21 protein-coding genes are annotated in these 24,842 nt (G+C 71.4%); 11 read left to right on the forward strand and 10 right to left on the reverse strand.

The genetic code is table 11. The features are described from left to right. The 3 genes from ACFC09_RS29305 to ACFC09_RS29315 form a co-directional block, all read right to left on the reverse strand. Entirely contained in the window at nt 1-1,848 is a 1,848-nt protein-coding gene (locus tag ACFC09_RS29305) for an HSP90 family protein (RefSeq protein ID WP_376533336.1), read from the reverse strand. 62 nt (nt 1,849-1,910) lie between these two features. Then, nucleotides 1,911-2,897, reverse strand: a complete 987-nt coding sequence (locus tag ACFC09_RS29310; protein WP_376533337.1) for a hypothetical protein — start codon at nt 2,895-2,897, stop codon at nt 1,911-1,913. Nucleotides 2,898-3,466: 569 nt separating this feature from the next. Continuing rightward, nucleotides 3,467-4,060: a TetR/AcrR family transcriptional regulator gene (locus tag ACFC09_RS29315; protein WP_376533338.1), complete on the reverse strand. Its 594-nt coding sequence runs from the start codon at nt 4,058-4,060 to the stop codon at nt 3,467-3,469. Between the two features lie 100 nt (nt 4,061-4,160). Here ACFC09_RS29315 and ACFC09_RS29320 point away from each other — a divergent pair, with 100 nt between their 5' ends. Next, nucleotides 4,161-4,850 (forward strand): nitroreductase family protein, encoded by a 690-nt coding sequence (locus tag ACFC09_RS29320; RefSeq protein ID WP_376533339.1) that lies wholly within the window; start codon nt 4,161-4,163, stop codon nt 4,848-4,850. A 202-nt stretch (nt 4,851-5,052) separates the two neighbouring features. Then, a complete protein-coding gene (locus ACFC09_RS29325) occupies nt 5,053-5,721 on the forward strand; it encodes a response regulator (RefSeq protein WP_376533340.1) in 669 nt (222 codons plus the stop codon). 126 nt (nt 5,722-5,847) lie between these two features. Here the strand turns inward: ACFC09_RS29325 and ACFC09_RS29330 are convergent, their stop codons facing one another. Then, nucleotides 5,848-7,083, reverse strand: coding sequence for a DUF418 domain-containing protein (locus tag ACFC09_RS29330; RefSeq protein ID WP_376533341.1), 1,236 nt, complete (start codon nt 7,081-7,083; stop codon nt 5,848-5,850). Nucleotides 7,084-7,361: 278 nt separating this feature from the next. On the opposite strand from ACFC09_RS29330, the gene ACFC09_RS29335 reads away from it, so the two are divergent. Next, nucleotides 7,362-8,462 (forward strand): sensor histidine kinase, encoded by a 1,101-nt coding sequence (locus tag ACFC09_RS29335; RefSeq protein ID WP_376533390.1) that lies wholly within the window; start codon nt 7,362-7,364, stop codon nt 8,460-8,462. 508 nt (nt 8,463-8,970) lie between these two features. Here ACFC09_RS29335 and ACFC09_RS29340 read toward each other — a convergent pair. Next, the gene (locus ACFC09_RS29340) at nt 8,971-12,474 is read right to left on the reverse strand and encodes a phosphodiester glycosidase family protein (protein ID WP_376533342.1); all 3,504 of its coding nucleotides are present in this window, start codon (nt 12,472-12,474) and stop codon (nt 8,971-8,973) included. Nucleotides 12,475-13,327: 853 nt separating this feature from the next. Here ACFC09_RS29340 and ACFC09_RS29345 point away from each other — a divergent pair. From ACFC09_RS29345 to ACFC09_RS29360, 4 genes are all read left to right on the forward strand, one after another. Next, complete coding sequence (locus ACFC09_RS29345) at nt 13,328-14,116, forward strand: ribonuclease BN (RefSeq protein WP_376533343.1); 789 nt, start codon at nt 13,328-13,330, stop codon at nt 14,114-14,116. Nucleotides 14,117-14,262: 146 nt separating this feature from the next. After that, nucleotides 14,263-14,667, forward strand: a complete 405-nt coding sequence (locus tag ACFC09_RS29350; RefSeq protein WP_376533344.1) for a nuclear transport factor 2 family protein — start codon at nt 14,263-14,265, stop codon at nt 14,665-14,667. A gap of 218 nt (nt 14,668-14,885) precedes the next feature. Then, a complete protein-coding gene (locus ACFC09_RS29355; RefSeq protein WP_376533345.1) occupies nt 14,886-15,773 on the forward strand; it encodes an NAD-dependent protein deacetylase in 888 nt (295 codons plus the stop codon). A 317-nt stretch (nt 15,774-16,090) separates the two neighbouring features. Further along, on the forward strand, nt 16,091-16,909 hold the full coding sequence (locus ACFC09_RS29360; RefSeq protein WP_376533346.1) for an SDR family oxidoreductase: 819 nt from the start codon (nt 16,091-16,093) through the stop codon (nt 16,907-16,909). 396 nt (nt 16,910-17,305) lie between these two features. Here the strand turns inward: ACFC09_RS29360 and ACFC09_RS29365 are convergent, their stop codons facing one another. Further along, a complete protein-coding gene (locus tag ACFC09_RS29365; protein WP_376533347.1) occupies nt 17,306-18,217 on the reverse strand; it encodes an SDR family oxidoreductase in 912 nt (303 codons plus the stop codon). A gap of 109 nt (nt 18,218-18,326) precedes the next feature. On the opposite strand from ACFC09_RS29365, the gene ACFC09_RS29370 reads away from it, so the two are divergent. Genes ACFC09_RS29370 through ACFC09_RS29385 form a run of 4 tightly spaced genes read left to right on the forward strand, consistent with a single transcriptional unit; the run spans nt 18,327 to nt 21,788 of the window. Continuing rightward, entirely contained in the window at nt 18,327-19,082 is a 756-nt protein-coding gene (locus tag ACFC09_RS29370; RefSeq protein WP_376533348.1) for an enoyl-CoA hydratase family protein, read from the forward strand. Continuing rightward, nucleotides 19,079-19,951, forward strand: coding sequence for a CoA transferase subunit A (locus ACFC09_RS29375; protein ID WP_376533349.1), 873 nt, complete (start codon nt 19,079-19,081; stop codon nt 19,949-19,951). The genes ACFC09_RS29370 and ACFC09_RS29375 overlap by 4 nt, the downstream gene beginning before the upstream one ends. Beyond that, nucleotides 19,948-20,718, forward strand: a complete 771-nt coding sequence (locus ACFC09_RS29380; protein ID WP_376533350.1) for a CoA-transferase subunit beta — start codon at nt 19,948-19,950, stop codon at nt 20,716-20,718. Before ACFC09_RS29375 ends, ACFC09_RS29380 begins: the two co-directional genes overlap by 4 nt. Further along, nucleotides 20,715-21,788: an NAD(P)H-dependent flavin oxidoreductase gene (locus tag ACFC09_RS29385; RefSeq protein WP_376533351.1), complete on the forward strand. Its 1,074-nt coding sequence runs from the start codon at nt 20,715-20,717 to the stop codon at nt 21,786-21,788. Before ACFC09_RS29380 ends, ACFC09_RS29385 begins: the two co-directional genes overlap by 4 nt. A gap of 57 nt (nt 21,789-21,845) precedes the next feature. Here ACFC09_RS29385 and ACFC09_RS29390 read toward each other — a convergent pair whose 3' ends face one another. Genes ACFC09_RS29390 through ACFC09_RS29405 form a run of 4 tightly spaced genes read right to left on the reverse strand, consistent with a single transcriptional unit; the run spans nt 21,846 to nt 24,802 of the window. Beyond that, nucleotides 21,846-23,003 carry an acetyl-CoA C-acetyltransferase gene (locus ACFC09_RS29390; RefSeq protein WP_376533352.1) on the reverse strand — a complete coding sequence of 386 codons (1,158 nt, stop codon included), beginning with the start codon at nt 23,001-23,003 and terminating at the stop codon, nt 21,846-21,848. Between the two features lie 31 nt (nt 23,004-23,034). Continuing rightward, entirely contained in the window at nt 23,035-23,655 is a 621-nt protein-coding gene (locus tag ACFC09_RS29395; RefSeq protein WP_376533353.1) for a TetR/AcrR family transcriptional regulator, read from the reverse strand. A gap of 14 nt (nt 23,656-23,669) precedes the next feature. Beyond that, nucleotides 23,670-24,455: an SDR family oxidoreductase gene (locus ACFC09_RS29400; RefSeq protein ID WP_376533354.1), complete on the reverse strand. Its 786-nt coding sequence runs from the start codon at nt 24,453-24,455 to the stop codon at nt 23,670-23,672. Next, nucleotides 24,452-24,802: a hypothetical protein gene (locus ACFC09_RS29405; protein WP_376533355.1), complete on the reverse strand. Its 351-nt coding sequence runs from the start codon at nt 24,800-24,802 to the stop codon at nt 24,452-24,454. The genes ACFC09_RS29400 and ACFC09_RS29405 overlap by 4 nt, the downstream gene beginning before the upstream one ends. Between the last annotated feature and the right edge of the window lie 40 nt (nt 24,803-24,842).

The following is a 24,842-nucleotide window of genomic DNA, read 5'->3' on the forward strand; positions in this document are numbered from 1 at the left end:
TCAGCTGTCCTTGCGGAGGGCGTGGGCGAGGAGGTCGAGGAAGGAGCGGTTGATGAGGCTCGACTCGGCGGGCCTGAGCGGGCGCCGGGACAGCAGCGCGGCCTGCCCGTAGAGGGCTTCGGCGCTGGTGCGGGCCAGCTCGGGTTCGTCGATGGCGACGGCCGTGCGTACCAGCGGGTTGAGCTGGTTGAGGATCAGCTGGGCCCGCGGGGCTTCTTGGCGCAGGGCGCCGAGGATGTCGCCCCACAGTCCGCCCTCCTGCTCGCGGGCGAGCTGGGAGCGGGTGCGCTCGTGCCGGGCCTCCCGGCTGTCGACGAGGAGAGCGGGGGCGGAGGCGGGCTGGAAGGTGCGCAGCGCGACGTCGCAGTCGAAGACGGCGAGGGCGTCGCGGGCCAGGGCGAGGTAGGGCGCGGCGGCCAGTTCCGTCTCCCGGTCGACGGGGTCGAGGTGGGCGGTGAGGGTCGCCGGGTCGAGGTCGGCGACGCCGGCCTCGGGCCTGATCTCGGGCAGCCGGTGGACCAGTTCACGGTCGTAGGTGTAGCCGCCGTTGACGACACCGAGCCCGGCGGCCGAGGCGATGGCCGCGATCTGCCGGAACTCCTCCACGCTCGACGTCACGAGCACGGTGCGGTGCCGCCGCGCGAACTCGTCCAGAGTGGTGTGCCCGTCGGTGGTCTCGAACGGCAGCCAGGCGAGCAGCATCCGCAGGATCTCGTCGTCGTGCACCGCGAGCGACTTCACGGCCAGGTGATGGACCTGGAGAAAGCGCGCGAGCAGGTCGGGGTCGCTGGCCGCGGCCCGGGCGATCCACGCGCGCAGCCGCTCGGCGAGGGCGTCGCGGACGGCGGCGAGCGTGTCGTCCTCGTACAGGGATTCGCGGGACGCGGTCGGACGCAGACTCTCGGCGTCGACGACGCAGCGGACGAAGAACGCCCACTCGGGCAGGATCTCCTCGGCCTGCTCGGACAGCAGCATGCCCTTGACGTGTACGCGGTGGCCGCGGCGGCGTCCGGCCGGCACCGCCTCGGGCAGCACGCACGCGATGCCCTTCAAGCCAACGGCCGGCAGGTCCAGCTCGACGGTGTCCAGCGGTGTGAACCCGAAGACCTCCTCGCCGTACGCGGCCAGCGCGCGGGAGCGGGCTCCCGGAGTGGCATACGTGTGCGCCCAGGGGGCGGGCTCGGCGTTGACGGGCACGCCCGGTCCGCCCGTACCGTCGTCGAAGGTCACCGGGTGGCGCAGCAGGGAACCGAAGTGGCGGGCCAGGGCATGCACCTGCGCCGGCCTGGTCCACTCGCCCGCGTCGGCGCGCGGCGTCAGCGTGACGGTGGTGCCGGGCCGGGGGCGGCCGGAGACCGGCAGCGTACGGACGGTGTAGCTGCCGTCACCGCGTGCCCGCCACTCCACGGCGGGCGCGTCGGGGGTGCGGGCGGAGCGGCTCAGGACGTGGATCTCGTCCGCGACCAGGAAGCAGGAGAGCAGGCCGATGCCGAACTGGCCGATGTAGTCGGCGCGTTGCTCGGCGATCCGCTCCGCGCGCTTGCTGCTGCGGCCGATCGTGGCGAGGAAGGTGTGCACATCGGCCAGGGTGAGGCCGATGCCGTCGTCCTCGACGCGCACCACCGCGCCGTCGGCGTACAGCCGGACACCGGACGTGTCGGCAAAGGCGGCCGGTTCCAGACGGTGCCGGGCGGTCAGCGCGTCCACCGCGTTCTGCATCAGCTCACGCAGATAGACACGGGGACTGGAGTAGAGGTGGTGGGAGAGGAGATCGACGAGGCCGCGCAGATCCACCTGGAAGGTACGGTCGGCATCGGACTGGTTCACAGCGGTGTCGGGCGAAGTCATGGGGCAATCCGGAGTAGGAGGGGCGACGGGTCACGGACGGTCGGCATCGGGGGCACTCGTTCTCAAACGCCGCGGTACCGGTGCGCGAACTGCTCCTCGGGCTGGGCGAAGTAGGTCCACGGCCACTCGGTGTAGGCGCCGTCCAGCGTCTCGAAGACGCGGCGCACCGCGTGACGCTCGTCGGCCAGCGACAGGGCCATGGCGAACATGTTGAAATCCCACTGCCAGCCCGGATGCCGCGGGTAGTCGGGGTGGAGGATGCTGTGCTCGGCCACGTTCCGCAATTCGGCCTGGATCTCGGGAGTTTCGAGGCACTCGGCACGGTCCGACTCGACCCAGTCCTCGATGTGTGCCATGGCGAGGACACAGCCGAGGCGGTGCCCTCGCGGGGTGCGGGCGAGCGTGTCACGGGCGAACGCCAGTGCCTGCCCCGGCTCACCGCCCCAACGGGGCTGCAACTGCGACACCCACGCGAGATGGGGCTCCAGGTCCAGTGGGTCGCGGCGCAGGGCGGCGTCGAGCCGGGTCTCGTTGACGGTGAGACCAAGCGACATGCCGCGGCCGGAGGTGAGGAGTCGGCTCCACGGAGTGATCCATTCCGGCCGTAGCTCGGCAGCCTCCAACAACTGTTCCTCGGCGATGTGGAGCCGCTCGTGGAAGACCCGCCACTGCTCCTGCGTGACGTGCGTGGCCCGCGCACTGGTGCGCGCCTCCCAGCCCCATCGGATGTGCCGCGCGCCGGATATCAGCAGGGCCGTCGCCCGATGCTGCTCGTCCTCCTCGACGGCCCGGCCGATCCAGTCCTCCACGCCGTCCAGGCCGGCGATCTCCCCCAGAACCTGGTGGTCCTGACCGAGATCGAAGGGGGCCAGTGCCGCCTTGACCTCCTCCCAGTCACCCCCGTCGGCCGCCTCCACCAGTGCGAGCACCCGCACGTCCCCGAGCGCGCGCAGCCTGTACATCCCGTTCTTCTGCCTGCGCGGCACGGGAAGGGCGTGCGGATCCGCCACCGGTCTTGCCGCACCCCTGCCGAACAGCTTGCCGAACATGCCGCGTCCTCCCCTGATCCCGCGTGATCGTCCGTGCAGCATAAGGGGCCCCACCGACACTATTCGCACAGGGTTTTCACCGACACTTCACTGACCTGCGCCCAATTCGGTCTCCAGCCCCTGCCGGCGCCCGCCGCGCCTCGCTGAGCCCGCCTCCCGATCGCGCACTTGCGGGCTCTGACGGCCGAGCACCCGGGCGGACGGAACGGCACGGCATCGCGCAGAGTACGGCTGTGCTCGAAACCGGAGTCGGCACCGCGGCCCGGGTGTTCGGGAAGCCGCGCCTTGGCGGTGGGCCGTGCACTCGAAGCCGCCCACGGACGGAACTCGTCGGCCCGGTCGGCGAATCGACCGGACCAGGAGAACCGCCCCGTCCCTGCGGCGAAGACCTGATCCCAGTACCCGGCACCGATGAGAGCCACGGACGGTTCCCTTGAAAGACGATCGCGTGAAAAGACGATCGCGTCGGACCCGGCCACGTCCAGGCCGGTGACTCATCACGGGATGACGGGCACTCCGCGGGCTGTGCGTCGGTGGCGGACGCCGTTCACCGCCCGACGCCCTGCGCGTCAGCTCGTGGCTTGCAGAGCGTGGTCCAGAAGGAGCTCTGCCGCCGCCCGCGCGTGCCGTCCGTAGTCCGGGTCGCCCAGCACCATGGCGCGGCTGGCGGCCCCGTCCGCGAGGGTGACCAGTTGCTCGGCGAGTACGGCGGGCTCGCGGCACGCCAGCTCCGTCACCAGGGCGGTGACCAGCCGCACCATCAGCAGTTTCTGTTCGCGGGCGTAGGAGTGGACCGCGCTCTGCGGGTCGGGGAACTCGGCGGCGGCGTCGATGAACGGACACCCCCGCACCGGCGCCGCATCCGGCGCGGGCTGGACGAACAGCCCGAGGATCCGCTCCCGTGCGGGGATGTCCTCGCGGGTGAGCACGCTCTCCAGGGTGTGACCCGCCGAGGCGAGGTCCTGCAGATGCGCGATGACCAGGTCGCTCTTGGTCCGGAAGTGCGCGTAGAGGGTGCGCTTGGACACCGGTGCCTGCTCCGCCACCTGCTCCATGCCTGTCGCGTTGATGCCTTGGGTCGCGAACAGCCGGGCGGCGGCGGCCAGGATGCGTTCGCGCCCTCCTCGTCCGGGCCGTCGAGATGCTGTAGTCGCCGTACTCACGCGGCAAGTATACGCATGCGTTTACTTCTGAGGGGATGACTTGCTACGGTCGGCCTTCATAAGTAAACGCATCCGTTTACATGATCTTGAGGAGCGCCATATGAGCAGGCTGCTGTCCACCGATCTGACCGACTATGCGGAGAAGCTGATCCGCAGCCGCCACGCGATACGCGCGTTCCGTCCGGAGTCCGTGCCCGAGGACACCATGCGCGCGATCTTCTCTCTGGCCGGCGCCGCGCCATCCAGCTCCAACGCCCAGCCGTGGCGGGTCGAGGTGGCCAGCGGCGCCAGGCGCGAGCGCCTGGCGGACGCCTTGCAGGCGGCCCATGCGGAACAGCGCACCTCGGTCGACGTCCCGTACTCCGAGGGCATGTACGCACCCGTCCACAGAGAGCGGCGGGCGGCGTTCGGAGCCGACCTGTACGGAGCGCTGCGTATCGCTCCCGACGATCACCTGGCCCGCGCGGCCTACGACGCCGAGAGCCTGCGCTTCTACGGCGCACCCCATGCCGCGTTCCTGTTCGTCACCGGCGACGGCGGTGCGCGACTGGCCGCCGACGTCGGCGCCTACATGCAGACGCTGCTCCTCGCCATGGCCGCATACGGAGTGGCCAGTTGCCCGCAGGGCCTGCTCAGCTTCTACGCCGACACCGTCCGCACCGAACTCGGCGTGACCGAAGGAAAGCTGCTTGTGGGCATCTCTTTCGGCTACGCCGACGAGAGCGCGCCGGTGAACCGCGTCACGACCGAGCGGGCCGCTCTCGAAACGACCACCGCCTTCCACGGTTGAGGACCCTGGTCCGGTTCAGCGAACGAGTCACGCCTCGGCCCGGTGCGGCCCCGGCGGCCCGTCGGCGGCCTTCCCTATGGGTCCCCCCGCTGGCTGGAGGGGCCCCGCCCACTGGCTGCCGTGCGCCGTACCGTCGCTGTCTCGCGTCCTGGGGGCCATAGCCTTGCGGGGACATCTCTCTGCGAGGTACGGAGGAGCACCTGTGATCCGCGTAGTGGTCGTGGACGACGAGGCGCTTGTGCGGTCCGGGTTCGAGCTGATCCTCAACGCCGCTGACGACGTCGAGGTCGTCGCGACGGCGGTCGGCGCCGACGCGGTCGACACGGTGCGCAAGGCATGCCCGGACGTCGTGCTGCTCGACATCCGCATGCCCGACGTCGACGGGCTCACCGTGCTGCGTGCCGTGCAGGCCCTGCCCGCCCCGCCGGTGGTCGCCATGCTGACCACGTTCGACACCGACGAATACGTACTGACGGCGCTGCGGTCCGGCGCGGCCGGGTTCTTGCTCAAGGACACCGATCCCGCGCAGCTGGCACAGCTCGTGCGCACCCTCGCGGCGGGCGGTGTGGTCATGTCACCCAGGGCGTCCCACGCGGTGCTGCGCGGTCACCCGGCGTTGGACACCGCCGCCGCCGAGGACGTGGCCCGGATCGGCCGTCTCACGGGACGTGAGCGCGACGTACTGGTGTTGATCGCGGAGGGCCTGTCCAACGGGGAGATCGGCACCCGTATCCATCTGAGTGTGGGCACCGTCAAGGACCACGTCAGCGCGATCCTGAGCAAATTGCGGGTCGGCAGCCGCGTTCAGGCCGCGCTCCTGGCTCAACGCGCCGGGCTGCTGGGACCGGGCGGTCGCCGAGGCGGGCAGTGACCCGCTGGAAGACGCCCCCTCGACGCCATCGGCACGGTGCCGGTGGCGTCGACGGTTTTCGACGTCCGGTGGAACCGGGACACGCGGGACGAGGTCAGCGTGGTTCCGCCCCGCACCGGGCGGAGGTCACCGGATGAGTTCGGCCGGCTTGGTGGCCAGGCCCAGCAGCCACTCGAACGGGCCGCGTCGGAGCAAGCGTGACCAGAGCATGGCGAAGGCGGCGATCGCCACGACAAAGGCGAGGAGTACGTACAGCGGGGAGCCCGGCAGCTCCTCGATGCCCAGCATGCCGATGGCGATCACGTGCAGGATGTACGCGGTCAGTGACATCGAGCCGACCGCGATCACCGGGCGGGCAAGGCGGTGGAAGCGGGGGAAGGCGTCGACGGCGGCGAGGCAGCCGGCGAGGACGACGATCGCCACACCGGTGTTGGCCAGGATCGACAGGGTCGTCTCGCTGTGCGGAGAGGCCACCAGCAGGGTCTGCGGGGTGCCGACGGCCGGATAGCCCCACGTGTCCGACCACCAGGCCGAGCTGACCGGGCCGCCCTCGGCGCCGTCCGACCAGGCGATCGCCGACATCGCGCCGGGGACCATGTGCAGCGCGAGCCAGGAGCCCCCGTGGCCGAGCACGGCGAGGCCGAGGCCGGTGATCGCCAGGCGGATACGGACCGCGGTGGCAGCCAGGTCGAGGCGGGCCACGGCCATGCCGGCGATGACGAAGGGAAGCCAGGCCAGGGCCGGGTAGCCGCCGGTGAAGAGGAGCGAGAGGATGCCGTCGGCATCGGCGGGCCAGGTCCAGATGCCGCCGGGCTCACGCGTGGCCAGGACGTGCTGGACGGCGTAGAGGAGCTGTGGCAGGACAAGCGCGCCCACACTCGCGATGACCATGAGCGGGCCTGCGCTCAACCGGTGCAACGGCAGGACGAGCAGGAAGAACAAGCCGTAGAACGCGAGGATCACGTCTACCGGGGTGCCGTAGAGCGTGAGCGCGGTGCCCACGGCCAGCAGGATCAGGGCCCGGATGACGATCTTGGCGACCGCCTGTCGGCCCGCGCGGCCCGATTTCGGCGTCCGGCGGCCCGTGACCAGCATGATCGAGAAGCCGGCCAGGAAGGCGAACAGGGCGGAGGCGCGGCCGTGGCCGAGTTCCATGAGGAAGCCGGTCGTGCCGCCCTGGGCGGGGTCCGGTCCGACGTGTGCCGCGTACATGCCGAAGACGGCGAGGCCGCGGGCCAGGTCCACGCCGATCAGGCGTCCCGTGGAGGGCCGCTCGGTGTGCCGGTTCTCCGTTGCTCCAACGGGTTCCGGGCGGGCGCACGCCGCGATGGCGGACGTTTTCTCGTAAGCGTTCTGGCTCATGTCTCCACGCTGGGCAGGAGCCGGGACCGTGTATATCCGCCAGTCGTCCGGATCTTCCCGCCACTTGGTTCGGGATCGCCCCCCGGCCGACGGCATGCCGCGCCGCTCGGCCTGCTCGACAGGCTACAACATACGGTGAGAGCAAGCGTGCGGCCACAGACGCACTGCCATGAGAGCGAGGCGGAACAGACGTGATCCGTGCCCTGGGCAGCATGCGCCTGTCAACGCCCCGCGCGGAGCCGGGGCGATGGACCGCCCGCCGGCCGGGGCGGGTGCGGATTCCGGCCCCGGTCGTCGACGGCCTGGTCGTCGTGGTCGCCGCCGCGGATGCCGCGGTGAACCTGTGGGACGCGCACTCACCCGTGACCACTGAGCTGGTGGCCGCGTTCGCCTGTGCCGTGCTCGTGGTCCGCCGACGTCTCCCGCTCGCGGTGTTCCTGCTGACCCTGCCCGCGAGCCTGATGCTGGACATCGTGTTCGCACCGTTCGCGGCCCTGTTCACGCTGGCCGAAAGATCGCGCAACCGGTATCTGCTCGCCGTGTGCGCCCTGCTGTTCGCCGCCGCGTCCGCCGCGCCCTGGCCGTTGGACGGCAGCGAGTCGGACGGCCGTGCCTGGACGACGGTCTACTTCGGCTACACGCTCGCCACCGCGGCCGCCCCGATCCTGTTGGGCCAGCTCGTCCAGGCCCGCCGCGACCTGAGCCGTCGTCTGGCCGAGATCGAGGAGGCCCGCGAACACGAGCGCCTGCTCCACGCCCAGGCCGTCCTGGCCGGCGAACGCGCCCAGCTCGCCCGGGAGATGCACGACGTCGTCTCCCACCAGGTCAGTCTGATCGCCGTGCAGGCGGGCGCCCTGCAAGTCGCGGCGAAGGAGCCGGCCGCCCAGGACGGTGCCCGCACCATCCGCTCCCTGAGCGTGGACACCCTCGACGAGCTGCGCCACATGGTCACGCTGCTGCGCGCCTCCGGGGGCCACGCCACCGAACTCACCCCGCAGCCGACCCTGGCGGACCTGCACCGGCTCGTCGCGAGCAGCGGCATCGAGACCGAGCTGACCGGGGAACTTCCCGCGGACGTCAGCACGCCCGCGCAGCGTGCCGTCTACCGTACCGTGCAGGAAGCCCTCACCAACGTCCGCAAACACGCCCCCGGCGCCACGGCCACCGTCTGCCTGTGGCACGCGCCGGACGCGTACGGCGTGACCGTCACCAACACGCCCTCGACCCGTCCCTCGCTCTCCTTGCCCGGCTCGTGTCATGGCCTGGTCGGCCTGAGGGAACGCGCCGAACTCCTGGACGGCACCCTCGAATCCGGCCCTACTCCCCAAGGCGGCTACGAGGTATGCCTGCGCATTCACAACGGCGCCGTCGCACCTTGACGAGCGGCGCGTCCAGCCGGCCGGCGGGGGTCCGGCCGCCGGCCGGGAGCCGGCGCACCCGGCCTGGTGACTGTCACGCCGGACGATGTCCATGGCGCGCCGGGTCAGTGAGTTCACCGGTCTCGGGCGGCCGTGCAAGGCGTGGCCGGATGCGAGGTGTCGGGCGGGCCAGGGAAAAATACTTCTGCCCGTCGGCGCGGCTGAGGAGCGCGTTCAGACGGTCCTGACGGCCCCCGCATCGACGAGCCCGTTCGCCCCGATCGCGCTGGGCATGGTCGGGGAGGCCAGCAGCAGCGCCGTCCGGGCGATCTCGGAGGGCTGACCGGCTGGCTGGCTGGCTGCGTCTTGTTGGGCCCACGGGGGTGCGCCGATCCGTGTTTCACCGCCGGCTGTCCGCCGCCTCTCCGGAGCGCCGATGACGAGCACACACGTGTGCTCGCCATCGGAGAGGCAGCCAGGCGCCTCAGACCTCAGGAGCCGGCCTGAGCGGGTTTGAGGCCCATGCCGGTCATGGTCCCTGTTCGCCGTGCGCGGGCGGCTTCGGGCCGTGTGCGGACGGTACGACTGTGATGGTTTTCGAGGTCGTGACCGGCGCGAGCGAGCTGTCGTCGGTGTAGGCGCGCATCGAGTCGTTCGTCACGGATACGGTCACCGAGCCGGGGCGCAGCGCGGTGAGCGTGCGGGTCCGCGGGTCGAGGACGGCGACCTTGCCGTTGTGGCGGGCCTTGTCGACGGCTGCCTTGCCGCTGCCGACGGCCAGGTTGGACGAGCCGCCCCAGTCGACCGACATGGGGTGCCGCAGCGGCACCGCACGCGTGCCGGTCGATACGCCCTCCGGCTGCACGATGCTGCCCGAGAGCTGCGCGGTCCTGTCGACCTCCAGCGAGTCCGGGGTGTCGAGCGTGATGGACTGCGCGAAGGCGCGCACGTCCGCCTCAAGCCACTGCTGGTCGGCGCTACGGCGCGAGTCGACCGACCAGTCGACCCACCCGGTGAAGCCGCCGCGGTCCGGTGTGCCGTACGGGTCCTTGCCCGACGAAGGCAGCACCGTGTACGGGACGCCCTCGATCCGGTGGACGTCGGCGATCTGGGCGTGGGATCCGACCATCGCCGCGCCCTTGCCCGTGGCGGCGCGGAAGTCCGTGAGCATCCTCTCGATGAGCGCGGCCTCGTCGCGGTCGCCGAGCTGACTGGCCTTCCCCTCGCCGGGGTCGTCCACCGGATGGTGGGCGAACACCATGACGTTGTGCACCGACCGGTCCTTCTCGGCGTCGGCCAGCGCCTTCTGCATCATCGGCAGTTGGTCCCACGCCGTCCCGCGCAGCGACCCGAGGGAGCTGGCGAGCAGGATGAACCGGGTGCCCTTGTGGTCGAACGTACGGTACGGCCGACCGAACTCCGCGGTGAAGTTCGTCAAGTCGCTCTGGACGTTGTTGAGGCCGTAGGACTCGTGGTTGCCCGGCACGTAGTAGCACGGCACCGAGCCGGCCTTCGGGTCCGGCGTGCTGTTCTCCGGCGGCTCCTGGCCCACCGGGACGAGGTCGCACCCGGCGTCGGTGAGCACCTTGCGGGCGAGGGCGAGGTCCTGGGGCAGGCCGCGGTCGGTGACGTCACCGTTGAGGACGATGAGGTCCGGACGGGTCTTGCGGATCCGCTGGAGGGCGGCCGTCGCGACCTGGGTCAGCGCCGGGTTGTCGGCGGTGAACTGCACGTCCGAGAGCGTGGCGAACTGCCAGGTGTCACGCCCCTTGAGCAGTGAGCCGTCGTCGGAGACGAGCGGGTCGGGTTGCAGTCCGGGCTGGGCGGGCAGGTCGACCGACGTCGGAATGTCGGCCTCGACACGGTCGAGCACGAACCGACCCGCCTTCTGATCGGCGACGTTGGTATTGATGCCCTGGAAGCTCGTGAGCGAGATCGGGAACGCCGTGTTCGCCGGCAAGGTGAAGGTCGCGTACTGCCAGTCGTCGCTCGCGGTCAGGCCGGTGCCGTAGATGCCGCCGCTCTTGCCGGCCGCGTCGACGTAGCCGAGGTAGGTCAGGCCGCCCGGCACGCTGATGCTGGACTTGATCCGCACGCGCACCCGCAGCGGCTGGCCGGGCACCTGGATGCGCTGGGCCGACGAGGCCGCCGCGATTCCCACGTTGCGCATCGCGTTGAAGTCGATCCGCAGGCCGTCGGGGTCCGCCGAGAACGACGTGGCCGCGGTGCTGTTGTTGCGCCAGCGGGCCAGCACGTCGTCGTCGAAGTCGTAGACCGTCTTGGTCTGCACGCCGACGGTGATCGGGAGCTGGATCGACTTGCCCCCGACCGACACCGTGAGGACCGTGCTTGAGCTGCGCAGCGGGGTGATCTTCAGTTTGCCGTCCGCGGACCGGATGTCGACGACGCTGTGGTCGTAGTCCAAGGACAGGTCCCGCGGGTCGATCGGGGCCGTGAAGCCCTGCCCGTCGCGGCCGGTCACGGACACCGTGACCGCGGCGTCGGGTGTCGCGTCAGGGATCGACAGGAGCCTGGAGGACAGTTCCACGCTGTTGAGCGGGCCGAGGACGGTGACCGTCTTCCGGGCCTTCTCGCGCCCTGTGTGCGCGTCGACGGTGATCGTGCCGTGCGCCTTGGCCGACGTCCTGAGCGTGCCGTCCTTGACCGGCCCTCCCGGTGCGGACCAGCGTACGGACTTCGGGTCGACCGTCACCGGCGCCTCGTGGTCGTCGACGCCCTCCGCGACGAGCGTACGGCTCAGTCCCGGGAAGACCTTCACCCCGCCGTCGGCCGCCGCCGCGCCCGGCGCGGGCTTGACGAGGAGTTGGTGCAGCTTGCCGTCGCCCTTCGCGACGAACACGCCCACGCCGTTCGGGTCGTTGCGCTCGTGACCGTCGGAGGGGACGTTGCGGAGGGTCGCGTCGTCCTCGCCGAGCGCGCGGGCGACCATCGTGGTCGAGCCGCCTCCGTCGAGGTTGACGGCCGTCTCCACGCCCATCGCCGCGAGGTCGCGCGCCTCCTTGTCGATCCCGACGCCGCCCTTTCCGGTGCCGCCCGGTCCGTCCCAGGTGGCCAGCACCAGCGTCTTGCCGCCGTCCTTGAAGCCGAGAGCGGTACGCGGGGCGATCGAGGTGTCGAGGCCCTTGACGACCTGGCCGCCGGAGACGACGGTGCCGCCGTGGCCGAGCGCGAACTTCATCTTCTTGGCCGCCTGGTCGGCGAGCGCGTAGCTGAGCGCCGCCGGGTCGCCGGGCTGTAGCGCGCGCAGCGCGGTCGCCGCGGCGCCGCGCCCGACGAGCACGAAGCCGTCGTCCGGTACGGTTCCCGAACCGGCAGGACCGTTCGCCTTCACGGACACGACCTTGCCGTCCTCGACGAGCACCTCGGCGATCTGGTCGTTGGCCACGCCCGTCAGCCCGCGGTTGCGGCTGTAGTCGCCCCAGGCGGACGTGAACGCGGCCATGCCGTCCGCCGGGATCCCGCCGCCGTTCGCGGCATTGATGGACAGCACCTTGTGGTCCGTGCCCGCGAACTTCGCGGTGGCGTCCACCGTGAGGTCCACGAGTTGGGCGATGCCGTCATCGCTGACGCCGACGTGCTGGCGGCCGCTGATGTCGGCGGTCTTGAGGAGCTTCCCGTCCTGGACCTCGCCGCCGAGCGCCGCGTTGGAGTTGCCGATGTCGAAGAACTCGCCGTTGACGCCCGCGACGGCGCCGGCCTTCTCGGCGGCCGCGCTGAGCGGACCGCCGGACGCGACCGGTCCGGAGGTCAGCAGGTCCGTGCTGACCGCCCTGTTGGAAAGGTCGACGGTCAGGAACCGCCCGTCGCTCCAGCCTTTCTGGTCGAGTGCCTTCACGTGCTGGAGGTTGATCCCGGGGCCGATCTTCTCAGTCGTGTCGATCAACGGGATTCCGCCGGTGACCGGCGCGGGTCGGCTGTCGTCCGCGTAGGCGACGGCGGGAGAGGCCGCCAGCGCGGCCGCGGTCGCCAGCACCAACAGCAATGGTGTTCTGCACAGATGGTTCGAAACCATCAATCTCATCGGAACCTCGGGTTGAGAGTGGATGTGAGGCGACGCCTCCCACCGCGCCCGTTTCGGTCACAGGACGCGCACCCGATTGGAAAGATCAACAAATAAGGGTGGATGACTCCGTAACGAGCGTGTGGTAAATCTTCGCCGTCGTTTGCCTCTTGTTGTCCGGACCAGTGCGACAGTTGACCGTGTGCGCTGTGCCGGTGACGACATGTCAGCTCTGGCCGGCGGTCTGTGCGGCGCCGTCGTGATGCGGTTTCCGGGCAAGGTGACGTCGCTGAGGTTCCCGTCGGCCGGCACACCTTTGCGCAAGCCGCTCCGCGGGCCCTGCCCTCCTCCGCGCGGATACGCCCGTCGTCACGCCCCGGCGGCGGCGCGCGGCCGGTCTGCCGGGGCGGCTCATCCAGGCCCCCGAGCCGCGCGATCGGCGCGGCCGGCCCCGTGGTGCGCCGGTGATCGTGCGCGCGCCGACCGCTCACCCGATGCCACCGCGCCGGGGCCGACAAGCCCCATCGCTGCCCGCCGCCCGCCGCTCACCTCCGGAAGAGACGACCTCCGTCTCGTCGTGTCGCGGTGTGGCGCGAGCCGTGGGCCGTCGGTCGCTGATCAAATACAGGGGAAAAGTCACACCGCCGACACATCGATCTCCCGGAGTCTCCCGGCGCAAGTCCCTCACAGCCACCTGTCAGCCCAGGCCGAACGGAGTAGCAGCGGGAACCCCCGGGCGTCATCGCCCTGTCCCCTCACCGACCACAGGTGCACCGCCGATGCTGCACAACGCCAGCCGACCCCTGAGCCCCACCTTCGACGGCGCTGTTCACACGCACGTGCTCCGCCGCACGCGGAGCCGGCCATGAGGCGCGTCCTGCTCGCTGCGTACCGCGGATGGGACCGGTTGAAAGCGTACGAGCTGATCCGGCGCGGCCGTGACATCGAACTGATGCACCGAGCGCTCGGATTCGCCACCTTGTCCCTGGTGACCCTGGCCCCCCTGCTCATCGTGGTGGCCGCCGCGGACCCCCTCGGTGGCGGCGGCTTCGCGTCCTGGCTGGCCGACGGCATGGGACTGTCCGGACGGTCCGCCCACGCGGTCACCGACATCACCACCCCACCGCCCCGCGTCCTCAGCACCACCAGCGTGTGGGGCGGGGTCCTGCTCGCCGTGTTCGGGGTGGCCTTCGGCGGGAGCGTGCAGAACGGCTACGAACGGATCTGGAACCTTCCTCCCGGCCCGTGGCACCGAGTCTGGCGCCAGGCCACCTGGCTGCTCGTGCTCACCGCTTACCTGTACCAGGAGGCGCAGAACCACACAGCGCTGCACGGATGGCCGCGCGTCACCGTGTCGCTGGCCACCGGAGCGCTGTTCTTCTGGTGGGGGCAGCATTTTCTCCTCGGTGGTCACATCCGCTGGCGTGATCTGCTGCCCGGCGCCATCGCCACCATGGCGGGGCTGGTCGGCCTGCGGGTCTTCTCCTCCCTGGTCTTCATGCCGCTCATCGTCACCAACGCGGTCAGTTACGGAGCGGTCGGCGTCGTGCTCATCATCGAATCGTGGCTGACCGGGGTCGGGTTCGTGGTCTACGGCGGTGCGCTGTTCGGCCGCTGGATCTGTGCGCACCATGTGCATCGGAAACCGGTGTAATGATGTCGAAGGCCGAGCCCCTGCATTGGGCGATCTACGCTGCGGCCGTATCCCATTACGTTCGACGGGCCCGCTTACCGGAGAAAACCTCGTAGCGCTCCCGCCGTTCTCGATTCGCTCCTGCCGTCCGCCGAAGGGACAATACGATGGATTCTGATATGCGGATCAGGGCCGCACTGGAGGAACACTGGCAGGCATCGGAAAGCGGCGACATCGAAGCCGAGCACGCCATCTACGCGGCGGACGCGATCCTCGATTACCCCCAGTCAGGTGAACGATTCCGGGGCCGCGCAAAGATTTCGGCGCAACGTGGCGGGCACCCTGCCAACCGGCACTTCACCGTCCACCGGATTGTCGGCAGCGGGGACCTATGGGTGAACGAGTGTGTCATCACGTACGACGGGGTGCCCGCCTACTCGGTAAGCATCATGGAATTCGCCCACGGGCGTGTAGTGCACGAGACGCAGTACTTCGCGGACGCCTTCGCTGCGCCTGAATGGCGGACAGCACTCGCGGAACCGATGCCGGGCAGGAATATCACCAGGGCCTGACCCGGGCCGGCTTCGGTCGTTCCTGGACCATCGGCGACGGCCCCCACCACGCTGATCACCGGCGAACGTTCGGGCAGCACTCGGTGAGACCGGTACCGGTCGCGGCTCCGCGCCGGTCACGGCTCGGTCAGTACCGGTAATGGCTCGACACCGGTCGCGGCTCCGTGCCGGTCGAGGGTGTCGGGCGGTGTCTCACCCGTACGCCGTAACCTGGCGGCATGCGGATGCGCCCCACGCTGAGCTGGACCCCCACCGACGACCTGCCGCCGGGCGGCACGGACCCGGGGCCGGTGGCCGACGCGCTGGATGCCGGCGGTGTGCTGGTGCTCAGCGGGGCGGGAATCTCCACGGAATCGGGCATCCCCGACTACCGGGGCGAAGGCGGGAGCCTGAGCCGTCACTCCCCGATGACCTACCAGGACTTCACCGCCGACGCCCAGGCCCGGCGTCGGTACTGGGCGCGCAGCCACCTCGGCTGGCGCACCTTCGGCCGTGCCCGCCCCAACGCCGGGCACCGGTCCGTGGCCGCTTTCGGAAGGCACGGCCTGCTCTCGGGTGTGATCACCCAGAACGTCGACGGCCTGCACCAGGCCGCCGGCAGCGAGGACGTCGTGGAACTCCACGGCAGTCTGGACCGGGTCGTCTGCCTTTCCTGCGGCGCCTTCAGCCCGCGCCGGGAACTCGCCCGGCGGCTGGAGGAGGCCAATGCGGGCTTCGCTCCGGTGGCCGCCGGACTCAATCCGGACGGCGACGCGGACCTCACCGACGAACAGGTCGGAGACTTCCGTGTGATGCCCTGCGCGGACTGCGGCGGCATCCTCAAACCGGACGTCGTGTTCTTCGGAGAGGCCGTACCGCCGGGGCGCGTCGAGCACTGCCGTCGCCTGGTCCGTGAGGCGGCCTCGCTCCTGGTTCTCGGCTCCTCCCTGACAGTGATGTCCGGCCTCCGGTTCGTCCGGCAGGCGGACCAGGCCGGAAAGCCGGTACTGATCGTCAATCAGGGCCCGACCCGGGGTGACCGCCACGCCGCCACCCGGATCGCGCTCCCGCTGGGAGCAGCACTCACCACCGTGGCCGACCAGTTGGGCGTCCCCGTCGACAACTAGGGTCCTACGTTCGGACGGTCGGCCGTAGCAGTCGGGGAACGCGTGGAACCTGAACGCGATCACCGGGGTACCGCTCCCCCAGCCGCTCGACCGGGGCGAACGCCTCCGTGAGAGTGGCCCCCGCGCGGAGCGTCCCTCCGGAGGCCGGGGGCCCACGCCCTTGCGGCCGACGAGTCCACGCCCCTCGCCGGGCGCGTCCTTCCCTTCCAGTTCCCCTCCCCGTCTTCGGGATCGTCCGCGCCCGCCCGTCGCCCGGCTGCTTCAATCGGTGCGGACGACGACGGGCGCCGGGCCCCTCCCGGCGGGGAGGGCGGATCATGAACATCGGCAATCCACTGGACTTCGCGGGCCGGGTCGTGGTGGTGACCGGCGGGACGAAGGGCATCGGCTTCACGATCGCCGAGACGTTTCTCGCCGCCGGAGCGCACGTCGTGGTCTGCGGGCGGGGTGAGCCTCGCTCGTTGCCGTCCGCGGACTCAAGGCAGGCGGTGTTCCTCGCCGCCGACGTGCGTGACCCCGAAGCCGCGGGCAGGCTGGTCGACGCGGCGGTCACCCGGTTCGGGCGCTTGGACGTGCTGGTCAACAACGCGGGCGGCTCCCCCGACGCCGACGCGGCGACCGTCTCGCCGCGCTTCGTCGAGAAGATCGTCGCGTTGAACCTGCTCGCGCCCTTCTACGCCGCCCAGGCCGCGAACCGTGTGATGCGGGACCAGGACGAAGGCGGCTCGGTCATCAACATCGGCAGTGTCGCCGCGCACGACCCGCAGCCGGGCACCGCCGCGTACTCGGCCGCCAAGGCGGGGCTGCTCGGCCTCACCCGGGCCCTGGCCCTGGAGTGGGCGCCCAAGGTGCGCGTCAACCACGTCACCACCGGTCTGATCCGCACCGAGAGCGCCGCCTCCGTGTACGGCGAGGACGGCGGGGCCGCCGTCGCGGGCGTGATCCCGATGGGGCGGATGGCGCTTCCCGAGGATGTCGCCCGGACCTGTCTGTACCTGGCCGGGGACCTGGCCCGCTACGTCAACGGCGCCGACGTGGCGGTGCACGGCGGCGGTGAGCTGCCCGCCCGTTACCTCGCGGCGAAGCCCTCCGCGGCGGTTCGGGATGCGGCGCGGGTCCGCCCGGCAGAGAAGTGAGCAGGGCGATCCGCAACCGTCCGGGATCGCGCCGCGCGCAGGCGGCGGCCGACCGCCCGCTCGAACCGCCGCGCGCGTCCTCCGGGTTCCAGGGGTTGCGGGTCGAACCGTACGGCGTCGGTGGCCGGTGCCGGCGTCGAGACCGAATCGGGGGTGTCGGTGGTCCCGAGGACGACCATTCCGGCGCGTCGGCAGCGCTTGACGAGTCCGCTGCCGCGCGTGGACTCACCGGGCGCACGGACGGCCGACACCGGGACCGGGACCGGGAATCCGCCCCGGCGTCGGTGGCCGGGCCGCGGGCCCAGAGATCCGAACCCTGAGACACCGGAGCACAGGAGGCCGGGGCACCCGTGACCCCTGCGGGGGCCGGAGCCCGGGGCGGGCTCGGGCCGTCGGTCATCGGGCGCCGTACACCGGCTGCGGGGGCACGGCGTCCGCCAGGAGCTTCCGCGCGGCCTCGCCCGCCTCGGCCGGGGACCAGCGGGCTCCCCTGTCGGCGGTCGGTCCGGGGCGCCAGCCCTCCATGACGGTGATCCGGCCGCCCTCGGTCTCGAACACCCGGCCCGTCACCCCGGCCGAGGCGGCGGAGCCCAGCCAGACGACGAGCGGCGAGACGTTCTCCGGGGCCATGGCGTCGAATCCACCGGGTCCGGGCGCGGCCATGGTGTCGGCGAAGGTCTGCTCGGTCATGCGGGTGCGGGCGGCCGGGGCGATGGCGTTGACCTGGACGCCGTAGCCGCCCAGTTCGGCCGCGGCGACGAGGGTCAGGCCGACGATCCCGGCCTTGGCCGCGGAGTAGTTGCCCTGGCCGACGCTGCCCAGCAGCCCGGCCCCGGAGCTGGTGCTGATCACGCGGGCCTCGGGCGCGCGGCCGGCCTTCGCCTCGGCGCGCCAGTGCGCGGCAGCGTACTTGAGCGGGAGGAAGTGGCCCTTGAGATGGACGCGCACGACGGCGTCCCAGTCGTCCTCGTCGAGGTTGACGAGCATCCGGTCGCGCAGGAACCCGGCGTTGTTGACGAGGGTGTCGAGGCGGCCGAACGCGCCGACGGCGGTGGCGACGAGGGAGGCCGCGCCGTCGGCGGTGGCGATGTCACCGCCGTGGGCGACGGCCTCTCCGCCGCGCGCCCGGATCTCCTCGACGACCTCATGGGCGGGCCCGGCGGCGCCGCCGGTGCCGTCCACTCCGACGCCGAGGTCGTTGACGACGACCTTGGCGCCCTCGGCCGCGAACGCGAGCGCATGTGCGCGCCCGAGTCCCCGGCCCGCTCCGGTCACGACGGTGACGCGTCCGCTGCACAGTCCGGTCATGTGGGGTGGAGTCCCTTCTCGTCGAGGCATCGGGATGCCTTCCCGCGGTGTGTGCGCCGCTGCTACATTCACCTAACAAACGTTTGGTGGAAAGGTAGCTGATCTGCTCATGGGTGTCTCCACCTCCGCCCCGGACAAGGGCGTCGCCGTCATCACCGTGGACTTTCCCCCGGTCAACGCCCTCCCCGTACAAGGCTGGTACGACCTGGCCGACGCGGTCCGTGCCGCCGGAAGCGACCAGGACGTGCGCTGCGTGGTGCTCACCGCCGCCGGCCGGGGGTTCAACGCGGGCGTCGACATCAAGGAGATGCAGCGCACGGCCGGACACGAGGCACTCATCGGCGCCAACCGCGGCTGCGCCGAGGCGTTCGCCGCGGTCTACGACTGCCAGGTCCCCGTGGTCGCCGCGGTGCACGGTTTCTGCCTGGGCGGGGGCATCGGCCTGGTCGGCAACGCGGACGCGATCGTCGCCGCCGACGACGCGACCTTCGGCCTGCCGGAGCTGGACCGGGGCGCGCTCGGCGCCGCCACCCATCTGGCCCGGCTGGTCCCGCAGCACCTGATGCGGACGCTGTACTACACCTCGCGCACCGTGACCGCGCGGGAACTGCACCGGCACGGCTCGGTCTGGCAGGTGGTGCCGCGCGAGCAACTCCTCGACACCGCGGTGGGGCTGGCGCGCGAGATCGCCGCCAAGGACGGCTGTCTGATCCGCCTGGCCAAGGCCGCCATCAACGGCATCGACCCGGTGGACGTCCACCGCAGCTACCGCTTCGAACAGGGTTTCACCTTCGAGGCCAACCTCAGCGGTGTCGCCGACCGGGTGCGCGACACCTTCGGCACGGACCGGGAGAAGCAGTCATGAGCAGGGACAAGACCATGACCGCCGATGAGGTCGTCGGCCGGCTGCGCAGCGGCATGACGATCGGCGTGGGCGGCTGGGGTTCGCGGCGCAAGCCGATGGCCCTGGTACGGGCGCTGCTGCGCTCCGACGTCACCGACCTGACGGTGGTGTCGTACGGCGGTCCCGACGTGGGCCTGCTGGCGGCGGCCGGCCGGATCCGCAAGCTGGTGGCGGCGTTCGTCACGCTCGACTCGATCCCCCTGGAGCCGCACTTCCGCGCGGCCCGGCAGCGCGGCGAACTGGAGCTGGTGGAGCTGGACGAGGCGATGTTCATGTGGGGGCTGACCGCCGCCGCGCACCGGCTGCCGTTCATGCCGATCCGCGCGGGACTCGGCTCGGACGTCATGCGGGTCAATCCCCGCCTGCGGACGGTCACCTCGCCGTACGAGGACGGCGAGGAGCTCGTCGCCGTGCCCGCGCTGCGCCTGGACGCCGCCCTCGTCCACCTGAACCGCGCGGACGTGCACGGCAACGCCCAGTACCTCGGCCCCGATCCCTATTTCGACGACCTGTTCTGCGGGGCCGCCGACACCGCTTACGTCTCCTGCGAACGGATCGTGGACAGCGCCGAACTCCTCAAGGCGGCCGGCCCGCAGACCTTGCTGGTCAAGCGCGCGTTCGTCAACGGCGTGGTGGAGACCCCGAACGGAGCGCACTTCACCTCCTGCTCCCCCGCCCACGAGCGCGACGAGGCGTTCCAGCGCGCCTACGTCCGCGCCGCCGGCGATCCGGAGTCCTGGGCGGCTTTCACCGAGCGGTTCCTCTCGGGCGACGAACAGGCGTACCAGGACGCGGTGACGGCGTTCCACGAGAAGGAGACGGCGGCATGAGGGACACCGGCACGACGACGGTGACGCGGGCCGAGTACTGCGTGGTGGCCTGTGCCGAGGCATGGCGCGGCGCGGGTGAGGTGCTGGCCAGTCCGATGGGCGCGGTCCCGACGGTCGGGGCCCGGCTGGCGCGGCTGACCTTCTCCCCCGACCTGCTGCTCACCGACGGAGAGGCGCTGCTCATGGCCGATGTGCCGGCGGTCGGCGCCCGCGCGGAGGTCGTGGAGGGCTGGCTCCCCTACCGGCAGCACCTGGCCCTGGTGGCGAGCGGGCGGCGGCACGTGATGATGGGCGCTTCCCAGATCGACCGCTGGGGCAACCAGAACATCTCCTGCATCGGCGACTGGGCCCGGCCCGAGCGGCAGTTGCTCGGGGTACGCGGCGCGCCCGTCAACACCCTCAACAATCCGACGAGTTACTGGGTCCCCCGGCACTCGCCGCGGGTGTTCGTGGAGAAGGCCGACATGGTCTGCGGAGTGGGCTACGACCGCGCGGCCGCCGCCGGGCCCTCCGCCACCCGCTATCACCGTGTTCCCGAGGTCATCAGCGACCTCGGCGTCTTCGACTTCGAGACCCCCGACCACTCGATGCGGCTGCGCTCGGTGCATCCCGGCGTCACGGTGGAGCAGGTGGTGGAGGCCACCGGGTTCCCGCTCGTCGTCCCGGACGAGGTGCCCCTCACCCGCGACCCCACCGCCGAGGAACTGCGGTTGATCCGCGAGGTCGTCGACCCGGCGGGGGCCAGGGACCGCGAGGTCCGCCCATGAGCGGCGTCGACGGTGTCGCGTTCACCACGCCGCTGACCGAACTGGTCGGTGTGCGGTACCCGATCGTGCAGACCGGCATGGGCTGGGTGGCCGGTCCCCGCCTGGTCTCGGCCGCGGCCGAGGCCGGCGCGCTCGGGATCCTGGCCTCGGCCACGATGCCGGTGGACCGGCTCCGCTCCGCCGTGCGCGAGGTCGGGTCCCGAACCGACGCGCCGTTCGGTGTCAATCTGCGGGCCGACGCCGCCGACGCCGCCGAACGGGTCCGGGTCATCATCGAGGAAGGCGTGAAGGTCGCCTCGTTCGCCCTCGCGCCGTCCCGGGAGCTGATCGCCCGGCTCAAGGACGCGGGTGTCGTGGTCATCCCCTCGATCGGCGCCCGCCGGCACGCCGAGAAGGTCGCCGCGTGGGGTGTGGACGCCGTGATCGTCCAGGGCGGCGAGGGCGGCGGCCACACCGGCGACGTGGCGACGTCCGTCCTGCTTCCCCAGGTCGTCGACGCCGTCGACATCCCGGTCGTCGCCGCCGGTGGTTTCCACGACGGCCGCGGCCTGGTCGCGGCGCTCGCCTACGGTGCCGCGGGCATCGCCATGGGCACTCGCTTCCTGCTCACCTCCGACAGCACCGTCCCCGGCGCGGTCAAGGCGAAGTACCTGGCCGCGACCGTCAAGGACGTCACGCTCACCACCAAGGTGGACGGGCTGCCCCACCGGATGCTGCGCACCGAACTGGTCGACGGCCTGGAGCGCTCGGGCCGGGCGACCGCCCTGCTGCGGGCGGTGCGGCACGCCGCGGCCTTCCGACGGGAGTCCGGCATGAGCTGGGCGGGGATGATCCGTGACGGTCTCGCCATGAAGCACGGAAAGGACCTGACCTGGGGCCAGGTCCTGCTCGCCGCCAACACCCCCATGCTGCTGCGGGCGTCCATGGTGGAGGGCCGCACCGACCTCGGGGTGATGGCCGCCGGGCAGGTCGCGGGAGTCATCGACGACCTGCCCTCCTGCGCCGAACTGGTCGACCGCGTCATGGCCGAGGCGCGCGCCGCCCTGCGCACACTGCCGGCCGTGCACTGAGCGCGCCGCGCGCCCCAGGGACCGGATCCCTGCAGAAGAAGCAGGTGTGACGGAGTGTCAGAGGCGTTCGATGACGGTGACGTTGGCCTGGCCGCCGCCCTCGCACATCGTCTGCAGCCCGTACCGCCCGCCCGTGCGTTCCAGTTCGTGCAGCAGCGTGGTCATCAGCTTGGTCCCGGTGGCGCCCAGCGGATGCCCCAGTGCGATGGCGCCGCCGTTGACGTTGACCGTCGCGGGGTCGGCACCGGTCTCCTTCAGCCAGGCCAGGACGACCGAGGCGAACGCCTCGTTGATCTCGACCAGGTCGATGTCGTCGAGGGACATGCCGGCCTTCTTCAACGCGTACGCCGTGGCCGGGATCGGCGCCGACAGCATCCGGATGGGGTCCTCGCCGCGCGCCGAGAGGTGGTGGACGCGGGCCCGGGGGGTGAGCCCGTGCTCGCGCACGGCCCGCTCCGAGGCGAGCAGGACCGCCGACGCTCCGTCGGACACCTGCGAGGAGACCGCGGCGGTCAGCCGACCGCCTTCGACGACGGGTTTGAGGGATGCCATCTTCTCCAGCGTGGTGTCGCGGCGCGGGCCCTCGTCGGCGGTCACGTCGCCGTAGGCGACCAGTTCGCGGTCGAAGCGGCCCTCGTCGACGGCCCGCACGGCCCGCTGGTGGGAGCGCAGCGCGAACTCCTCCATGTCCTCGCGGGTGATCCTCCACTTCTCGGCGATCATCTCGGCGCCGGCGAACTGGTTGACCGGCTGGTCCCCGTAGCGAGCGCGCCAGCCCTCGGACCCGGCGAAGGGCCCCTGGGTGAGTCCCAGGGGCTCGGCGGCCTGCCGGGAGGCGAAGGCGATGGGAATCATCGACATGTTCTGCACACCCCCGGCGACCACCAGGTCCTGGGTGCCCGAGAGGACTCCCTGGGCGGCGAAGTGCAGGGCCTGCTGGGAGGAGCCGCACTGCCGGTCCACGGTCACCCCGGGCACCTCCTCCGGCAGACCCGCGGCCAGCCAGCAGGTGCGGGCGATGTCGCCGGCCTGCGGTCCCACGTTGTCCAGGCAGCCGAGGACGACGTCCTCGACCGCCGCCGGGTCGATGCCCGAGCGTGCCACGAGTTCCTTGAGCACATGGGCGCCCAGGTCGGCCGGGTGGACGGCGGACAGTCCGCCGTTCCGGCGGGCGATCGGGGTGCGGACCGCTTCGACGATGTATGCCTCGGCCATGCCTGCTGCTCCTCCTGTGACGTCTACCGTGTCAGGTCCGCACGGCGATGCCCTCCAGCACCATCGACAGGTACTGGCGGGCGATCTCCTCCGGACTGTGCTGTCCGCCCGGCCGGTACCACGACGCGGCGACCCACACGGTGTCGCGCACGAAGCGGTAGGTGAGCCGTACGTCCAGGTCGGCGCGGAAAGTGTGGGTGGCCACGCCGCGTTCCAGCGTCCCGAGCCAGGCGTTCTCGAACTTCTGCTGGGAGTCGGCGAGATACGCGAACCGCGGCAGGCTCTGCAGGTGCTTGGACTCCTTCTGGTAGATGGCGACGGCGGCGCGGTGCCGGTCGATCTCCCGGAAGGACTCGGTGACCAGGGCTTCGATGGTCTCCCGCGGCCCCGTCCCGGCGGCCAGGACGGCGTCGTAGCGTTCCCGGAGTTCGTCCAGGAAGGTGGAGAGGATCTCGTCGACCATCGACTCCTTGGAGTCGAAGTGGTAGTACAGGCTGCCCGCGAGCATCCCCGCCGCGTCCGCGATCTTGCGTACGGTGGTGGCGTTGTAGCCCTGGGCGGCGAACACCTCGGCGGCGGTGGCGAGGATCTCCTGGCGCCGCTCGGGCGGCGGTGGTGTCGCCTTCTTCTTGCTGCTGTTGACTTTCGGCACCCGCTCATCCTCGCTCAGGCGTGCTGGCTGCTGACGGACAGGACCTCGCCCGTCAGGTACGAGGAGTAGCCGCTGGCGAGGAAGACGATCGTGTTCGCGACCTCCCAGGGCTCGGCGTGGCGGCCGTACGCCTCCCGGGAGGTCAGCTCGGCCAGCAGTTCGGGGGTGGTGACCTTCACCAGGTGGGGGTGCATGGCCAGGCTCGGCGCGACGGCGTTGACCCGTACCCCGTACTCGGCCGCCTCCAGGGCCGCGCAGCGCGTGAGTGCCATCACCCCGGCTTTGGCCGCGGCGTAGTGGGACTGGCCCTTCTGTGCCCGCCAGCCGATCACCGAGGCGTTGTTGACGATCACACCGCCGCTGCCGGCGGCTCGCATCCGGCGCAGCGCGGCACGGGTGCAGCGGAAGGTTCCGCCCAGGGTGACGTCGAGGACCCGGTCCCACTGTTCGTCGCTCATGTCGGCCAGGTCTGCGGTGCCGCCGAGCCCGGCGTTGTTGACGACGACGTCCAGCCGGCCGTGTCGTTCAGCGGCGAAGTCAAAGAGCGCGCCGACCTGGGTCTCGTCGGTGACGTCGCAGGCCAGCGCCGTGACCCGGTCCGCACCGAACTCGTCGGCGAGCCGCGCCCGTGTCTCCTTGAGCCTGCGGGCGTGGGCGTCGGAGATCAGCACGTCGGCGCCTTCTTCGAGCAGCCGCCGGGCGGTGGCGCCGCCGATGCCCGCGCCCGCGGCGGCGGTGACGACGGCGGTCCGGCCCGCGAGGAGGGCGTGGCCGGGGACGTAGACGGGTTCGGTGGTCATGGTCGGGCCCCTTCCGGCAGGCCGAGCGCCCGCTCGGCGATGGTGTCGCTGGACCCGAGGAGCCGCTCGCCGATGCGGCCCACCCGGTCGGGGGCCTCCGCGAGGGCGTACTCCTCGTGGAAGGCGACCTGCTGTTCGAGGGTGCCCGCGCGACCGCCGTACTCCGTCGGCCGGCCCACGCGCCTCCAGCCGGCGGCGGCCGTGGGGCACTTCCCGGCGAGCCGTCCGGGGAACTCCTCGTGCGCCCGGCGGGGCCCGCCGGGTCCGCGCAGGGCGGTGAACTCGCCGGTGAGGTCGGCCCTCAGTCGGCCGCGGGCCCCGGTGCGGAACTCCTCGACGCCGGTCATGCCCGTACGTTAACCTACCAAACACTTGTTAGGGAAGGAG

The sequence above is a fragment of the Streptomyces sp. NPDC056161 genome, assembly GCF_042268025.1.
GTDB lineage: Bacteria > Actinomycetota > Actinomycetes > Streptomycetales > Streptomycetaceae > Streptomyces.

What these genes read in the sequence shown, in the direction of transcription:
- ACFC09_RS29380 (WP_376533350.1), top strand. Translation starts at nt 19,948, where the DNA reads ATGAGGGACACCGGCACGACGACGGTGACGCGGGCCGAGTACTGCGTG.
- ACFC09_RS29330 (WP_376533341.1), bottom strand. Translation starts at nt 7,083, where the DNA reads ATGAGCCAGAACGCTTACGAGAAAACGTCCGCCATCGCGGCGTGCGCC.
- ACFC09_RS29365 (WP_376533347.1), bottom strand. Translation starts at nt 18,217, where the DNA reads ATGACCGGACTGTGCAGCGGACGCGTCACCGTCGTGACCGGAGCGGGC.
- ACFC09_RS29385 (WP_376533351.1), top strand. Translation starts at nt 20,715, where the DNA reads ATGAGCGGCGTCGACGGTGTCGCGTTCACCACGCCGCTGACCGAACTG.
- ACFC09_RS29350 (WP_376533344.1), top strand. Translation starts at nt 14,263, where the DNA reads ATGGATTCTGATATGCGGATCAGGGCCGCACTGGAGGAACACTGGCAG.
- ACFC09_RS29340 (WP_376533342.1), bottom strand. Translation starts at nt 12,474, where the DNA reads ATGGTTTCGAACCATCTGTGCAGAACACCATTGCTGTTGGTGCTGGCG.
- ACFC09_RS29355 (WP_376533345.1), top strand. Translation starts at nt 14,886, where the DNA reads ATGCGGATGCGCCCCACGCTGAGCTGGACCCCCACCGACGACCTGCCG.
- ACFC09_RS29375 (WP_376533349.1), top strand. Translation starts at nt 19,079, where the DNA reads ATGAGCAGGGACAAGACCATGACCGCCGATGAGGTCGTCGGCCGGCTG.
- ACFC09_RS29360 (WP_376533346.1), top strand. Translation starts at nt 16,091, where the DNA reads ATGAACATCGGCAATCCACTGGACTTCGCGGGCCGGGTCGTGGTGGTG.
- ACFC09_RS29320 (WP_376533339.1), top strand. Translation starts at nt 4,161, where the DNA reads ATGAGCAGGCTGCTGTCCACCGATCTGACCGACTATGCGGAGAAGCTG.
- ACFC09_RS29370 (WP_376533348.1), top strand. Translation starts at nt 18,327, where the DNA reads ATGGGTGTCTCCACCTCCGCCCCGGACAAGGGCGTCGCCGTCATCACC.
- ACFC09_RS29345 (WP_376533343.1), top strand. Translation starts at nt 13,328, where the DNA reads ATGAGGCGCGTCCTGCTCGCTGCGTACCGCGGATGGGACCGGTTGAAA.
- ACFC09_RS29400 (WP_376533354.1), bottom strand. Translation starts at nt 24,455, where the DNA reads ATGACCACCGAACCCGTCTACGTCCCCGGCCACGCCCTCCTCGCGGGC.
- ACFC09_RS29310 (WP_376533337.1), bottom strand. Translation starts at nt 2,897, where the DNA reads ATGTTCGGCAAGCTGTTCGGCAGGGGTGCGGCAAGACCGGTGGCGGAT.
- ACFC09_RS29305 (WP_376533336.1), bottom strand. Translation starts at nt 1,848, where the DNA reads ATGACTTCGCCCGACACCGCTGTGAACCAGTCCGATGCCGACCGTACC.
- ACFC09_RS29390 (WP_376533352.1), bottom strand. Translation starts at nt 23,003, where the DNA reads ATGGCCGAGGCATACATCGTCGAAGCGGTCCGCACCCCGATCGCCCGC.
- ACFC09_RS29405 (WP_376533355.1), bottom strand. Translation starts at nt 24,802, where the DNA reads ATGACCGGCGTCGAGGAGTTCCGCACCGGGGCCCGCGGCCGACTGAGG.